The sequence below is a fragment of the Pseudomonas sp. B19(2017) genome, from assembly GCF_002113165.1.
Lineage (GTDB): Bacteria > Pseudomonadota > Gammaproteobacteria > Pseudomonadales > Pseudomonadaceae > Aquipseudomonas.
This window is the reverse complement of the sequence record NZ_NEJR01000004.1, coordinates 237,457-251,925: the sequence shown is the minus strand read 5'-3', so window position 1 is coordinate 251,925 and position 14,469 is coordinate 237,457. Positions and strand designations below refer to the sequence as shown.

Annotated in this window: 12 protein-coding genes; 11 read left to right on the top strand and 1 reads right to left on the bottom strand. The window is 62.6% G+C overall.

Features of this window, described 5'->3' with window-relative positions:
- Nucleotides 1-240 precede the first annotated feature (240 nt).
- The 6 genes from gap to CAF70_RS08795 all read left to right on the top strand — a co-directional run bounded on the left by gap (nt 241) and on the right by CAF70_RS08795 (nt 7,171).
- A complete protein-coding gene (gap, locus tag CAF70_RS08820) occupies nt 241-1,242 on the top strand; it encodes a type I glyceraldehyde-3-phosphate dehydrogenase (protein WP_085624074.1) in 1,002 nt (333 codons plus the stop codon).
- A 246-nt stretch (nt 1,243-1,488) separates the two neighbouring features.
- Entirely contained in the window at nt 1,489-2,001 is a 513-nt protein-coding gene (locus CAF70_RS08815; protein ID WP_085624072.1) for an RNA polymerase sigma factor, read from the top strand.
- Nucleotides 2,002-2,071: 70 nt separating this feature from the next.
- Nucleotides 2,072-3,034: a FecR domain-containing protein gene (locus tag CAF70_RS08810; RefSeq protein WP_085624070.1), complete on the top strand. Its 963-nt coding sequence runs from the start codon at nt 2,072-2,074 to the stop codon at nt 3,032-3,034.
- A gap of 268 nt (nt 3,035-3,302) precedes the next feature.
- The gene (locus CAF70_RS08805) at nt 3,303-5,906 is read left to right on the top strand and encodes a TonB-dependent receptor (protein WP_085624068.1); all 2,604 of its coding nucleotides are present in this window, start codon (nt 3,303-3,305) and stop codon (nt 5,904-5,906) included.
- A gap of 200 nt (nt 5,907-6,106) precedes the next feature.
- Nucleotides 6,107-6,700 carry a biliverdin-producing heme oxygenase gene (locus tag CAF70_RS08800; RefSeq protein ID WP_085624066.1) on the top strand — a complete coding sequence of 198 codons (594 nt, stop codon included), beginning with the start codon at nt 6,107-6,109 and terminating at the stop codon, nt 6,698-6,700.
- A gap of 54 nt (nt 6,701-6,754) precedes the next feature.
- Complete coding sequence (locus CAF70_RS08795; protein ID WP_085624064.1) at nt 6,755-7,171, top strand: YbaN family protein; 417 nt, start codon at nt 6,755-6,757, stop codon at nt 7,169-7,171.
- Here the strand turns inward: CAF70_RS08795 and arcD (CAF70_RS08790) are convergent.
- A complete protein-coding gene (arcD, locus tag CAF70_RS08790) occupies nt 7,151-8,578 on the bottom strand; it encodes an arginine-ornithine antiporter (RefSeq protein ID WP_085624062.1) in 1,428 nt (475 codons plus the stop codon). The genes CAF70_RS08795 and arcD (CAF70_RS08790) overlap by 21 nt on opposite strands.
- Before the next feature lie 437 nt (nt 8,579-9,015).
- Between arcD (CAF70_RS08790) and arcD (CAF70_RS08785) the strand changes: the two genes are divergently transcribed.
- The 5 genes from arcD (CAF70_RS08785) to CAF70_RS08765 all read left to right on the top strand — a co-directional run bounded on the left by arcD (CAF70_RS08785) (nt 9,016) and on the right by CAF70_RS08765 (nt 14,337).
- On the top strand, nt 9,016-10,443 hold the full coding sequence (gene arcD, locus CAF70_RS08785; protein WP_085624060.1) for an arginine-ornithine antiporter: 1,428 nt from the start codon (nt 9,016-9,018) through the stop codon (nt 10,441-10,443).
- 32 nt (nt 10,444-10,475) lie between these two features.
- Complete coding sequence (gene arcA, locus CAF70_RS08780) at nt 10,476-11,729, top strand: arginine deiminase (protein WP_085624058.1); 1,254 nt, start codon at nt 10,476-10,478, stop codon at nt 11,727-11,729.
- Nucleotides 11,730-11,798: 69 nt separating this feature from the next.
- Complete coding sequence (locus tag CAF70_RS08775; protein ID WP_085624056.1) at nt 11,799-12,809, top strand: ornithine carbamoyltransferase; 1,011 nt, start codon at nt 11,799-11,801, stop codon at nt 12,807-12,809.
- 175 nt (nt 12,810-12,984) lie between these two features.
- On the top strand, nt 12,985-13,914 hold the full coding sequence (gene arcC / locus CAF70_RS08770) for a carbamate kinase (RefSeq protein ID WP_085624055.1): 930 nt from the start codon (nt 12,985-12,987) through the stop codon (nt 13,912-13,914).
- Between the two features lie 54 nt (nt 13,915-13,968).
- Entirely contained in the window at nt 13,969-14,337 is a 369-nt protein-coding gene (locus tag CAF70_RS08765) for a DUF5064 family protein (protein WP_063911394.1), read from the top strand.
- The last annotated feature ends 132 nt before the right edge of the window (nt 14,338-14,469 follow it).

Here is a 14,469-nt window from a genome sequence, read left to right as displayed (position 1 = left end):
GGGCGGTTTGCCGGGCATTTCCCCTCCAAACGATTGCGGCCTAGGCTCAATGTAAAGCAGCCCGCTGCATCGCTGGGGGTACGTCGCCCAACCACTCGTTGTATGTTTAACCAAAATACTGCCACTAAAAAGGCTTGTTTTCTATCGCCAGGTGAATAATCTTGTAATTCCAACAACAAAACCGTTTCAGTGAAGCTCCTTTGTCCCACAGGTTTCACTCGGACTGCCAGAGGTACTGCCATGACCCTACGCATCGCCATCAATGGATTCGGCCGCATCGGGCGCAACGTCTTGCGCGCACTGTATACCCAAGGCTACCGCCAGGACCTGCAGGTCGTCGCCATCAACGACCTGGGCGACAGCGCCATGAATGCCCACCTGCTCAAGTACGACAGCGTGCACGGCACCTTCGATGCCAGCGTCGAAGCCGACCACGAGAGCCTCACGGTCAATGGTGACCGTATCGCGGTCAGTGCCATCCGCAACCCGGCCGAACTGCCCTGGAAGGCCGAAGCGATCGATGTGGTGTTCGAATGCACCGGGCTGTTCACCGAGCGCGCCAAGGCCGCGGCACACCTGGCTGCAGGGGCTGGCAAGGTGATTGTCTCGGCACCGGCCAAAGGCGCCGACGCTACCGTGGTGTACGGGGTCAACCATGACATTCTGCGGGCCTCGCACCAGATCATTTCCAATGCCTCCTGCACCACCAACTGCCTGGCACCGATTGCCCAGGTGCTGCACCGCGAGTTCGGCATCGAACAGGGCCTGATGACTACCATTCATGCCTACACCAACGACCAGGTGCTGACCGATGTGTACCACAGCGACCCGTACCGCGCGCGCTCGGCGACCCAGTCGATGATCCCGAGCAAGACCGGCGCTGCCGAGGCCGTGGGCCTGGTATTGCCGGAGCTGGCCGGCAAGCTGACCGGCATGGCGGTGCGGGTGCCGGTGATCAACGTGTCGCTGGTCGATCTCACCGTCAACCTCAAGCGCGAAGCCACGGCCGAGCAGGTCAACCAGCTGTTCCTCGAGGCCAGCAAGCATTCCAGGGTATTGGGCTACAACGCTTTGCCGCTGGTTTCCTGCGATTTCAACCACAACCCGCTGTCGTCGATCTTCGATGCCAACCATACCCGGGCCAACGGGCGCATGCTCAAGGTGCTGGCGTGGTATGACAATGAGTGGGGGTTCTCTAACCGCATGCTGGATAACTGCCTGGCGTTGTGCAACGCCCGCTGAGCTTCGGCATGTTCTCTGTAGGAGCGGCCTTGTGTCGCGATGGGCTGCGCAGCAGCCCCTGCAATCTGTGCCAAGGCCGAAATCCCGGGGCTGCTGCGCAGCCCATCGCGACACAAGGCCGCTCCTACACCGGGACCGCGCAAGACTGGGGACTCACAATCTTTACCTTTTCCTAACATTTCCAAACTTGACCTTCGATACTGATGATAAGCATTATCATTAACCTTTCGTCGGCCAGGTCCCCCTGTGAGTCAGTCCCGGTTCAACTCTGTCTTCCTCGTCCAGCGCCTTCCCCTGCTGCGCACCCTGCAGCGCATGGTGGGCAACCCCACCACGGCCGAAGACCTGTTACAGGAAACCTACCTGCGGGTGTCCCGCGCCCTCGCTGAGCGGCCTGTCGAACACCTCGAACCGTTCGTGTTCCAGACCGCACGCAACCTGGCCCTCGACCACCTGCGCGCGCGCCGGGTGCAATCGCGCATGCTGGTCGACGACGTGCCAGATGACGTCCTGCACAGCGTGGCCGCACCGGCCACCAGCAGCGAGGATGCCGCCCATGCCGAACGGTTGCTCAAGCAGCTGAGCCTCAGCCTCGACCAGCTGAGCAAACGCCAGCAGCGCATCTTCATCCTCAGTCGCCTGCATGGCGCCACCTACCAGGAAATCGGCGAACAACTCGATGTTTCGCCCAGCACGGTACAGAAGGAACTGAAACTGATCATGGCGATCTGCATGGGTGTCGCCGACCGCCTCAAGTAAGGGCACCAAAGCCCTTGCCACGCCCCGCGTCAGGCTTGATCATTCGCAAAAAATCATTCAGGGACTCACCGTGACCGATAGCCCCGCCCCCCGCCCGTCACCCGCCGGGCCCAGCGCCCGTGCTCGTGCCATGGACGAGGCGCTGGACTGGCTGGTGCGCCTGCAATGCGCCAACGCCGAGGACACCCAGGCCTTCGAAGCCTGGCTGAGCGCAGCGCCGGAAAATGCCGAGGCCTATGTCGAGGCAGAAGCCCTGTGGAACGGTGCGCCGCTGCACCAGCTGGCGGCGCAGATGCACCAGCGGCAGCGCCGCTCGTGGCACGGGCGCCTGCGCAGCCACTGGAAACCCCTGGCAACGGCGGCGCTGCTGCTGATCGGGCTGTTCACCCTCGGCAACCTGCCCATGCGCCTGCAAGCCGATCACTTTACGGTGGTAGGCGAGCGCCAGCGTCTGCAGCTGGAAGACGGGGCGAAAGTGCTGCTGAACACCAATTCGGCATTTGCCAGCGAGCAGCGTGACGACCACCAGGTCGCCCGCCTGCTGCAGGGCGAGGCCTATTTCCAGGTACCCGAAGGCGCGCCGCGGCCCCTGGAAGTGCAGGCCGGACCGTTGCGCGCGCAGGTGCGCGACACCGATTTCGCCGTGCGCTACCTCGACGGCGAGGCACAGGTGCGGGTGCAGCGCGGCGATGTCGATCTGCAGGGGGCCCGCGACCAGCGCATCCGCTTGAGTGCCGGCGACAGCATCAGCGTCGGCCCCCAGGGCTTCGGCCAGCGCCAGCGCCCCGACATGCACAAGGACCTGGCCTGGGTCGACGGCCGCCTGGTATTCGAGAACTGCCCGTTGAGCCAGGTGCTGGCGGAGGTGCAACGCTACTACCCGGGCTGGATCATCAACCGCAATGCGCAGCTGGAAGACGTTGCGGTCACCGGCAACTACCGCCTCGACCAACCGCTGGAAACCCTGCGCGCGCTGGCCCACATCACCTCGGCACGGCTGCAGGAATACCCTGCGCTGGTCATCCTGAACTGATCCGCAAATCTGAAACCCGACACGGTCCCTGTGGGAGCGGGCGTGCCCGCGAACACGGGCAACGCCCGTGCCATCCACCGCGGTGCCTGTTTCGCGGGCTTGCCCGCTCCCACAGAAGTCGCGATACGGATCGCCAGACCGCAATCCAACTTTTTTTTACGCAGTCACGCTACCCCGCCCGTCTCGTTATAGCCAATGCAACTGATTCTCGTTTGAAAACGAGGACAGCCATCACCTATAACAGTCTGCGCGTCAGGGAGCGCTTCCGATGTCCACAGGTCCTACCCGCCCCTCCACCCGTCCTCGCCATGGAGGGCAACCGTCCCTCCTGAGCCTTTCCCTACTGAACCTGGCCCTGCTCGCCAGCGGTGCCGGCAGCCTGCCGGCGCTGGCCGCCGAGCCGGCACACGCCAGCAGCCCGCGCATGGGCGACTACCGCTTCAGCATCGGCCAGCAGCCGCTGGTTTCGGCCATCAATGCCTTCAGCCAGGTCACTGGCTGGCAGGTCGGTTTCAGCGCTGAGCTGGCCGACGGCGTGGCCTCGCCAGGGGTGCAGGGTTCGCTACCGCCGGAAGCCGCCCTCAAGCGCCTGCTGCTCGGTACCGGCCTGGGCATTCGCCAGATCAGCCACGGCAATGTGGTGCTCGAACGCCAGGCCAGCGCCAATGTGATCGCCCTGCAACAGGTCACCGTCAGCGCCACGCGCAACGCCCAGGACGTCAGCCAGGTACCGAGCACCGTCAGTGTGCAGACCCGCGAGGAACTGGACCGGCAGAACGTCAACAATATCCAGGACCTGGTACGCTACGAGCCGGGTGTGTCGGTGGCCGGCACCGGCCAGCGCAGCGGCCTGAACGGCTACAACATCCGGGGCATCGACGGCGAGCGCATCCTCACCCAGGTCGATGGCGTGTCGATCCCCGACAGCTTCTTCTACGGCCCCTACGCCCAGACCCAGCGCAACTACGTGGACCCGGAAATCGTCAAGCGGGTGGAAATTCTCCGCGGCCCGGCCTCGGTGCTGTATGGCAGCAACGCCATCGGCGGGGCAGTGAGCTACTTCACCCTCGACCCGGACGACATCATCAAGCCCGGCAAGGACGCCGGTGCACGCCTTAAGACCGGCTACAGCTCCGCCGACGAAAGCTGGCTGACCTCCGCCACCGTCGCCGGTCGCCAGGGCGACTTCGACGGCCTGTTGCACCTGAGCCAGCGCAACGGCCACGAAACCGAGACCCACGGCGGGCACAGCGGTGACGGCCTGTCGCGTACCGAAGCCAACCCGATGGACGTGCGCACCACCAACGTGCTGGCCAAGCTGGGCTGGAACTACGCCGACGACGCGCGTCTGGGCTTCACCTACGAACGCTACAAGGATGACCGCGATCAGAACATCCTCAGTGCGGTGGGCGGGCCGTTCATTCCTGGCCGTGGTGCCTCGGGTTACTACAAGGCGCGTAACGGTAACGACACCATCACCCGTGAGCGCTTTGGCATCAACCATGAGTTCGACCTGGATTCGCTGGTCGCCGACCATGTGAAGTGGAGCCTGAACTACCAGATCGCCAAAACCGACCAGTACACCGAGGAGGTCTACGCACCACCTGGTCGTCAGGTGCTGCGTACCCGCGACACCACTTACAAGGACCGCCAGTGGGTATTCGACGCCCAGCTGGACAAGGCCTTCAGCCTCGGCGCCACCGAGCACCTGCTGACCTATGGCACCACCCTCAAGCAAGAGAAGGTCACCGGTTCGCGCAGCGGCACCGGCACCTGCCTGGCCGTTGGCTCAGGTTGTTCCGCCGCTGGCGCCGAGCGCCCGGCAGACGGCCAGGCACTGGTCAGCGACTTCCCGGACCCGACCGTGAACACCTACAGCCTGTTTGTGCAGGATGAAATCCGCTGGAACAACTGGACCTTCATGCCGGGTGCTCGTTACGACTACACGCGCATGGAGCCCAGGTTCACCGAGGAATTCCTGCGTGGCCTGGAGTCCTCCGGTATCGCGCCCACCTCCCAGGACGACTCGGACAAGAAGTGGCACCGTGTCTCGCCCAAGTTCGGCCTGACCTACGCCTTCAACGACAACTACACCTGGTACGGCCAGTACGCCGAAGGCTTCCGCACTCCGACTGCCAAGTCCATGTACGGGAAATTTGAGAACATCGAGCAAGGCTACCGCGTGGAAGGCAACCCGGGCCTGGAACCGGAAAAGAGCAAAAGCTATGAAACCGGCCTGCGTGGCAACTTCGACGCCGGCAACTTCGATGTGGCGGTGTTCTACAACAAGTACCGCGACTTCATCGACGAGGACGCCGTACAAAGCGCCAACCTGGAGCAGACCTTCCAGGCCAACAACATCAAGCACGCCACCATCAAGGGTGCCGAGGTCAAGGGCCGCCTGAATCTCGACCACTTCGGTGCACCGCAGGGCCTGTATACCCAGGGCTCGATCGCCTACACCCATGGCCGCAACGATGACAGCGGCGAGCCACTGAACAGCGTCAACCCGCTCAAGGGCGTGTTCGGCCTGGGTTACGAACAACAGCAATACGGCGGCCTGCTGAGCTGGACCCTGGTCAAGCGCAAGACCCGCGTCGACGACAGCACCTTCTATTCGCCCGACGGCTCGAGCGCCAAGTTCCGCACCCCGGGCTACGGGGTACTGGACCTGACCGGTTACTACAAGGTCAGCGACGACGTGACCATCAACGCCGGCCTGTACAACCTCACCGACAAAAAGTACTGGCAGTGGGACTCGGTGCGCAGCTACGACGGCCAGGGTGAAGCGGCCGTGACCCAGCCGGCCAACATCGACCGCCTGACCATGCCGGGGCGCAACTTCGGCATCAATGTGGTCTGGGATATCTGACCCTTTGCATCTGTAACGGCATCCGCGGGCTCGCCCGCTCCCACAGGTACTGCGCAAGCCTTGGGCCTGCGCTGGACCTGTGGGAGCGGGCATGCCCGCGAAGAGGCCAGTACAGGCAACACGAAAACCCGATTTTTTTACTGTTCCGTCCCCGCTGTTTCGTCTTGTCTCTAGATGCCCCCCTTTCCAAGGACTGCCCCATGACTGACCGCCCAGCCCTGCGCTCCCAACGCCTCAACCAGATCACCCACGCCCCCCATGCCGAACTGGATGCCCTGGTCAAAGCCCACGCACCCTTCGACAGCCGCGAAAGCTTCGCCCGCTTCGTGGTCGCCCAGTACCTGTTCCAGGCCGAGCTGCAGGCCCTGTACAACGACCCACAACTGATCACCATCGTCCCCGACCTGGCCGAGCGCTGCCGTGCCGAACAGGCCCGCCTGGACCTCGCCGATCTCGATACCGAAGTACCGCCAGCCGTGCCGGGTGGCCTGCGCAACCCGAGCCTGGGCGAGGCAATGGGCTGGATCTTCGTCTCCGAAGGCTCCAAACTGGGCGCTGCGTTTCTGATCAAGCGTGCCGTGGCCCTGGGCTTGTCCGACAGTTTCGGTGCCCGCCACCTGGGCGAACCGGCTGGTGGCCGTGCCGAAGGCTGGAAGCAGTTCACCCGCATTCTGGATGGCCTGGCCCTGTCGGCCGAAGAGGAAGCCGCTGCCGAACGCGGCGCAGTTGCTGCCTTCGAGCGCTTCACCGAGCTGCTCAAGCACGCCTACGCCGCAGATGCCGCGCTGGTTTGACACGCCATACCCGGCCACCCTACCGGTGGCCGAACCGTTTTATGCAGTGAGACCATGACCCGACCCGCCCGCTCGAAACTCGCCCGCCTGCTGTATGCGATCCTGGCTTACGTAAGCCTGGGCGTGGGCCTGGTCGCGATCGTCATTCCCGGCCTGCCGACCACCGAATTCATCCTGCTGGCCGCCTGGGCGGCCACACGCAGTTCACCGCGCCTTTCTGCCTGGCTGGAAAACCACCGGTTGTTCGGGCCGATCCTGCATAACTGGCGCAATGGCAAGGTAATCCAGCGGCGGGCCAAGGTCAGCGCGACCCTCAGCATGCTGCTGTGCGCGGGCCTGATGCTGACGCTCCTGGAACACCGCTGGCCGGTATTCCTGGCCATTGCCGGCATGACCCTGGGCAACCTGTGGATCTGGTCGCGCCCGGAGCACGCCCCCTGCCCTGCCCCGTCACAAGCTCAGCAGCCCTGAATACAGGGCGTAGGCCGCCAGTGCGGCACCTGCCAGCACGGCGGCGAAAATCAGCTTTTCCCAAGTGGTGAACAAGGCTTTGCCCTGCTCATGCTTGGCCCTGGCGAACAGGACCACGCCCGGCGCATACAGCAGCGCCGACAGCAACAGGTACTTGAGACCGCCGGCGTACAACAGCCACACGGCATAGGCCAAGGCAACCAGCGCCACCAGCAAATCCTTGCGACGCAGGGCCGGCTGCCCGGCATAGGTTTCTGCGCGCACCGCCAACAGCACGGCGTAGGCCGCCGACCACAGGTAGGGCACCAGGATCATCGACGAGGCCAGGTAGATCAGGCTGGTGTAAGTACCGGCGGAAAACAGCGTGATCAGCAGGAAACCCTGGATCATGCAGTTGGTCAGCCACAGGGCGTTGGCCGGCACATGGTTGGCGTTTTCCTTGGCCAGAAAGCGCGGCATGGTCTTGTCCCGCGCCGTGGCGAAGAGGATCTCGGCGCACAGCAGCGCCCACGACAGCAGCGCGCCAAGCAGCGAAACTGCCAGGCCGATACTGATCAGCAAGGCTCCCCAGGGCCCGACGATATGCTCCAGCACCGAGGCCAGCGAGGGGTTTTGCAGCCCGGCCAGTTCTGGCTGGGTCATTACCCCCAGTGACAGCACATTCACCAGCACCAGCAGCGCCAGCACGCCCAGGAAACCGATCACCGTGGCCTTGCCCACATCCGAACGGCGCTGGGCGCGCCCGGAATACACGCTTGCGCCCTCGATACCGATGAACACGAACACGGTCACCAGCATCATGTTGCGCACCTGCTCCAGCACGCTGCCGAACTGCGGGTTGCTCAGGCCCCAGATGTCACGCGTGAAGATATCGGCGCGGAAGGCGAACGCCGCGATCACCACGAAAATCAGCAGCGGCACCACCTTGGCCACGGTAGTCACCTGGTTGATGAACGCCGCTTCCTTGATGCCGCGCAGCACCAGGAAATGCACCGCCCACAGCAGCAGCGAGGCGCAGCCGATGGCGATTGGCGTGTTGCCTTCACCGAACACCGGGAAATAGAAGCCCAGGGTACTGAACAACAGCACGAAATAGCCGACGTTGCCCAGCCAGGCACTGATCCAGTAGCCCCAGGCCGAGGAAAACCCCATGTACTCGCCAAAGCCGGCCTTGGCGTAGGCGTATACCCCCGAGTCCAGCTCCGGCTTGCGGTTGGCCAGGGTCTGGAACACGAAGGCCAGAGCCAGCATGCCGACCGCGGTAATACCCCAGCCGATCAGCACCGCCCCCACATCGGCACGCGCCGCCATGTTCTGCGGCAACGAGAAGATCCCGCCACCAATCATCGAGCCTACCACCAACGCGATCAACGCGCCCAGGCGCAGCTTCTGTCCCGGTTCGCTCATGAGCCTTCCTTTTTTTTGCGCGCTGTCATGGGTTTGAAACGCCCGTGCGGGTCATATAAACGTTGTTACTTATAATGATCTTAGTGCATGAAGCTATAGCACTCATAACCGCTTTGTCTATGCCGCCCGGTGTGTAAAAACTAGCAGCTCCCGGGCAACTAGAGAAGAAACTGATAAAACTCGAAATTCTTGTGAAAAATTTGCGAAAGCGGCAAAAGCGGCTAGCTTCAAGCATCGCAGGCCGAACAGAGCGATTGCTCTAGATGGACATGGAGGTGCCAGCGCGCGCGGCCTGTAGCAGAAGCTGTCGGCACACTCCAGGAGTACCCGTGAAGGAATTTTCCTACTTCACGTGGCCATGAACTGACCTATGTCAGCGAATGGTAGCGGCGTCGGATTTACGCTGTTGTCAACTTTCTCCTGGCAGGAGTTGTTAAATGTCTGATTCATCCGGAAAACTAAAGCTCGGCGCGTTAGTTGCACTTGTGGTCGGTTCGATGATTGGTGGCGGGATCTTCTCGTTGCCGCAAAACATGGCGGCCAGCGCAGGGGTTGGCGCGGTTCTGATCGGTTGGGCGATTACCGCAGTCGGCATGCTGACCCTGGCCTTCGTGTTCCAGACCCTGGCCAACCGCAAGCCTGACCTGGATGGCGGGGTGTACGCCTACGCCAAGGCCGGTTTCGGCGATTACATGGGCTTCTCTTCGGCCTGGGGCTACTGGATCAGTGCCTGGCTGGGCAACGTCGGCTATTTCGTGCTGCTGTTCAGCACATTGGGCTATTTCTTCCCGATCTTTGGCGAAGGCAACACCCCGGCCGCCATCATAGGCGCCTCGGTGCTGCTGTGGGCGGTGCACTTCCTGGTACTGCGCGGCATCAAGGAAGCGGCATTCATCAACCTGGTCACCACCATCGCGAAAGTGGTGCCGCTGGTGCTGTTCGCCCTGATCTGCCTGTTCGCCTTCAAACTCGACATCTTTACCGCCGACATCTGGGGCCTGGGCACGCCAGAGCTGGGCAGCGTGATGAACCAGGTGCGCAACATGATGCTGGTCACCGTATGGGTGTTCATCGGCATCGAAGGCGCGAGCATCTTCTCGGCGCGGGCGGAAAAACGCAGCGACGTGGGCAAGGCCACGGTGATCGGCTTCGTGACCGTGCTGCTGTTCCTGGTACTGGTCAACGTGCTGTCGCTGGGCATCATGACCCAACCGGAACTGGCCAAGCTGCAGAACCCGTCGATGGCGGCCGTGCTGGAACATGTAGTCGGCCACTGGGGCGCGGTGCTGATCAGCGTCGGCCTGGTCATCTCGCTGCTCGGGGCCCTGCTGTCGTGGGTGCTGCTGTGCGCCGAGATCATGTTCGCCGCCGCCAAGGACCACACCATGCCCGAGTTCCTGCGCCGCGAGAACGCCAACCAGGTACCGGCCAACGCCCTGTGGCTGACCAACGCCATGGTGCAGATTTTCCTGGTGATCACACTGTTCTCCAACAGCACCTACCTGTCGCTGATCTACCTGGCCACATCGATGATTCTGGTGCCCTACCTGTGGTCGGCGGCCTATGCCGTGCTGCTGGCATGGCGCAGCGAAACCTACGAACAGGCCCTGGCCGAACGGCAGAAGGACCTGATCATCGGTGGCATCGCCCTGGTGTACGCGATCTGGCTGCTGTACGCCGGCGGCGTGAAATACCTGCTGCTCTCGGCCCTGCTCTACGCACCTGGCGCGATCCTGTTCGCCAAGGCCAAGCGTGAGGTTGGCCAGCCTGTCTTCACCAACGTGGAAAAACTGATCTTCGCAGCCGTGGTCATCGGTGCCCTGGTGGCAGCCTTCGGCCTGTACGACGGCTTCCTGACCCTGTGATCCACGTCTTCGTTCAATTGGAGGAATGAACCATGTCCGCTGAAAAACAGAAGTACGGTGTCCACTCCGAAGCCGGCAAACTGCGCAAAGTGATGGTTTGCTCGCCGGGGCTGGCGCACAAGCGCCTGACGCCGAGCAACTGTGACGAGCTGCTGTTCGACGATGTGATCTGGGTCGACCAGGCCAAGCGTGACCATTTCGACTTCGTCACCAAGATGCGCGAACGTGGCGTGGATGTGCTGGAGATGCACAACCTGCTGACCGACATCGTCCAGCAACCCGAAGCGCTGAAGTGGATTCTCGATCGCAAGATCACCCCTGACACTGTCGGTGTCGGCCTGACCAACGAAGTGCGCAGCTGGCTCGAAGGCCTCGAACCGCGCCATCTGGCCGAGTTTCTGATTGGCGGCGTCGCTGGCCAGGACCTGCCGCAGAGCGAAGGTGCCGAAGTGGTCAAGATGTACAACGACTACCTGGGCCACTCCAGCTTCATCCTGCCACCGCTGCCCAATACCCAGTTCACCCGTGACACCACCTGCTGGATCTACGGCGGAGTGACATTGAACCCGATGTACTGGCCGGCGCGACGTCAGGAAACCCTGCTGACCACCGCCATCTACAAGTTCCACCCGCAGTTCACCAACGCCGACTTCCAGATCTGGTACGGCGACCCGGACAAGGAACACGGCCAGTCCACCCTCGAAGGCGGCGATGTCATGCCGATCGGCAAGGGCATCGTGCTGATCGGCATGGGCGAGCGCACCTCGCGCCAGGCCATCGGCCAGCTGGCACAGAACCTGTTCGCCAAGGGTGCGGTGGAAAAGGTCATTGTTGCCGGCCTGCCCAAATCGCGTGCCGCCATGCATCTGGATACCGTGTTCAGCTTCTGCGACCGCGACCTGGTCACGGTCTTCCCGGAAGTGGTCAAGGAGATCGTGCCGTTCATCATTCGCCCGGACGAGAGCAAGCCATACGGCATGGATGTGCGCCGCGAACACAAGTCGTTCATCGAGGTGGTGGGCGAGCAACTTGGGGTCAAGCTGCGCGTGGTCGAAACCGGCGGCAACAGCTTCGCTGCCGAACGCGAACAGTGGGATGACGGCAACAACGTGGTGGCCATCGAGCCGGGCGTGGTGATTGGCTACGACCGCAACACCTACACCAACACCCTGCTGCGCAAGGCCGGCATCGAGGTCATCACCATCAGCGCCGGCGAACTGGGCCGGGGCCGTGGCGGCGGCCACTGCATGACCTGCCCGATCGTGCGTGACCCGATCGACTACTAACGACCATTACCCCCGGCCGCCCTTACCCAGCGGCGGCCGGTGCGTTCACCAAACTCAAGGAGAAAAGTCATGGCGTTCAACATTCACAACCGCAACCTGCTCAGCCTGGAACACCACACCACACGCGAGCTGCGCTACCTGCTGGACCTGTCCCGCGACCTCAAGCGCGCCAAGTACACCGGTACCGAGCAGCAGCACCTGAAGGGTAACAACATCGCACTGATCTTCGAAAAAACCTCCACCCGTACCCGCTGCGCCTTCGAAGTGGCCGCCTATGACCAGGGCGCCAACGTTACCTACATCGACCCCAACTCTTCGCAGATCGGCCACAAGGAAAGCATGAAGGACACCGCCCGCGTGCTCGGGCGCATGTACGACGCCATCGAGTACCGTGGCTTCAAGCAGGAAATCGTCGAAGAACTGGCCAAGTTTGCCGGCGTACCGGTGTTCAACGGCCTGACCGACGAATACCACCCCACCCAGATGATCGCCGACGTGCTGACCATGCGTGAGCACAGCGACAAACCGCTGCACGACATCAGCTACGCCTACCTGGGCGACGCCCGCAACAACATGGGTAACTCGCTGCTGCTGATCGGCGCCAAGCTCGGCATGGATGTGCGCATCGCCGCGCCCAAGGCACTGTGGCCGCATGACGACCTGGTCGAGCGTTGCCGCAAGTACGCCGAGGAAAGCGGCGCGCGCATCACCCTCACCGAAGACCCGGTTGCCGCGGTCAAGGGTGTGGACTTCGTACACACCGACGTGTGGGTATCGATGGGTGAGCCGATCGAAGCCTGGGGTGAGCGCATCAAGCTGCTCAAGCCGTATCAGGTGAATGCACAGCTGATGAAGTCCACCGGCAACCCGCGGACCAAGTTCATGCACTGCCTGCCGGCGTTCCACAACTCCGAAACCAAGGTAGGCAAGCAGATCGCCGAACAGTACCCGGACCTGGCCAACGGTATCGAAGTGACCGACGACGTGTTCGAGTCGCCGGCCTGCATCGCCTTCGAGCAGGCGGAAAACCGCATGCACACGATCAAGGCGATCCTGGTGTCGACCCTGGCTGACCTGTAAGCCTTGTCCGCCTACCGGGGGGCTGCGCTGTACTTGTGGGAGCGGGCATGCCCGCGAATGCGTCAACCGCACCAGTGATGGTGCCTGGCCTCTTCGCGGGCACGCCCGCTCCCACAGGGAACCCTGCAACCTCCGTGTAGCGGCAGCTCATTCTTTTCGTTAAAGGACATTCCCCATGCGTATCGTTGTTGCATTGGGCGGCAACGCCCTGCTGCGTCGCGGCGAGCCGATGACCGCTGACAACCAGCGCGCCAATATCCGCACTGCCGCCGAACAGATCGCCAAGATCCACCCAGACAACGAGCTGGTCATCGCCCACGGCAACGGCCCGCAAGTAGGCCTGCTGTCGTTGCAGGGCCTGTCCTACAAGCCCGACGAGGCCTATCCGCTGGATGTGCTGGGTGCCGAGACCGAGGGCATGATCGGCTACATGATCGAACAGGAACTGGGCAACCTGCTGGCCTTCGAAGTGCCGTTCGCTACCCTGCTGACCCAGGTCGAAGTGGACGCCAACGACCCCGCCTTCAAGGACCCGACCAAGTTCATCGGCCCGGTCTACGGCAAGGAAGAGGCCGAGCGCCTGGCCAAGGAAAAGGGGTGGGTGGTCAAGGCCGACGGCGACAAGTACCGCCGCGTGGTGGCCAGCCCGAAACCCAAGCGCATCTTCGAGATCCGCCCGATCAAGTGGCTGCTGGAAAAGAGCAGCATCGTGATCTGCGCCGGTGGCGGCGGCATCCCTACCATGTACGATGAGAACCGCAAGCTCAAGGGCATCGAGGCGGTGATCGACAAGGACCTTTGCTCGGCCCTGCTGGCAGAACAGCTGGACGCCGACCTTCTGATAATCGCCACGGACGTCGATGCGGCCTACATTGACTGGGGCAAACCCACGCAGAAAGCCATCGCCCAGGCGCACCCCGACGAACTCGAACGCCTCGGCTTCGCCGCCGGCTCCATGGGGCCGAAGGTGCAGGCAGCCTGCGACTTTGCCCGTAATACCGGCAAGGTGGCGGTGATCAGTTCGCTGGAAAACATCGAAGACATCGTCAAAGGCACTGCCGGTACGCGGGTGTCCACCGCCAAGCCGGGGATCAGCTACCGTTGAATGCAGTGGGCGGGCCGATTGGCCCGCCATTTTCACCTTGCAGAGGAGTTCGCCATGGCCCAGTACCAGCCCGGTCATGTACACATCGAGCGCACCGCGCTGAACAAGAACGACCACAGCTATGACCTGAACATCGAATACGAAGCCGCGTCGGATCCCAAGGAAGGCAGAGGTATCCAGTTCAAGATGCACGGCAGCATCGAAGGCAAGCCAGTCGAAGAAAAGTTCTTTCTGGCCAAGGATCAGGTGTTGCCCAGCTTCCTCATGCTGCTGACCCGCAAGGCACAGTCGTACCTGACCCCACCGAAGAAATTCGAGAACCTGAGTTCGCCGCACAAGCTTTATGACCATATGTTCGCGGACATTCGCGAAAAGCTGGATGTGAAGTCGGGCGACCCGATCAAGCCTGAGCATCTGGAGTGATTTCACGATTCAGGGGCTGCTTTGCAGCCCATCGCCGGCAAGCCAGCTCCCACCCCGACCGCGCTGACCTCAAGCCATGCGCAGTACCTGTGGGAGCGGGCAAGCCCGCGAAACAGGCGACGCGGTGGATGG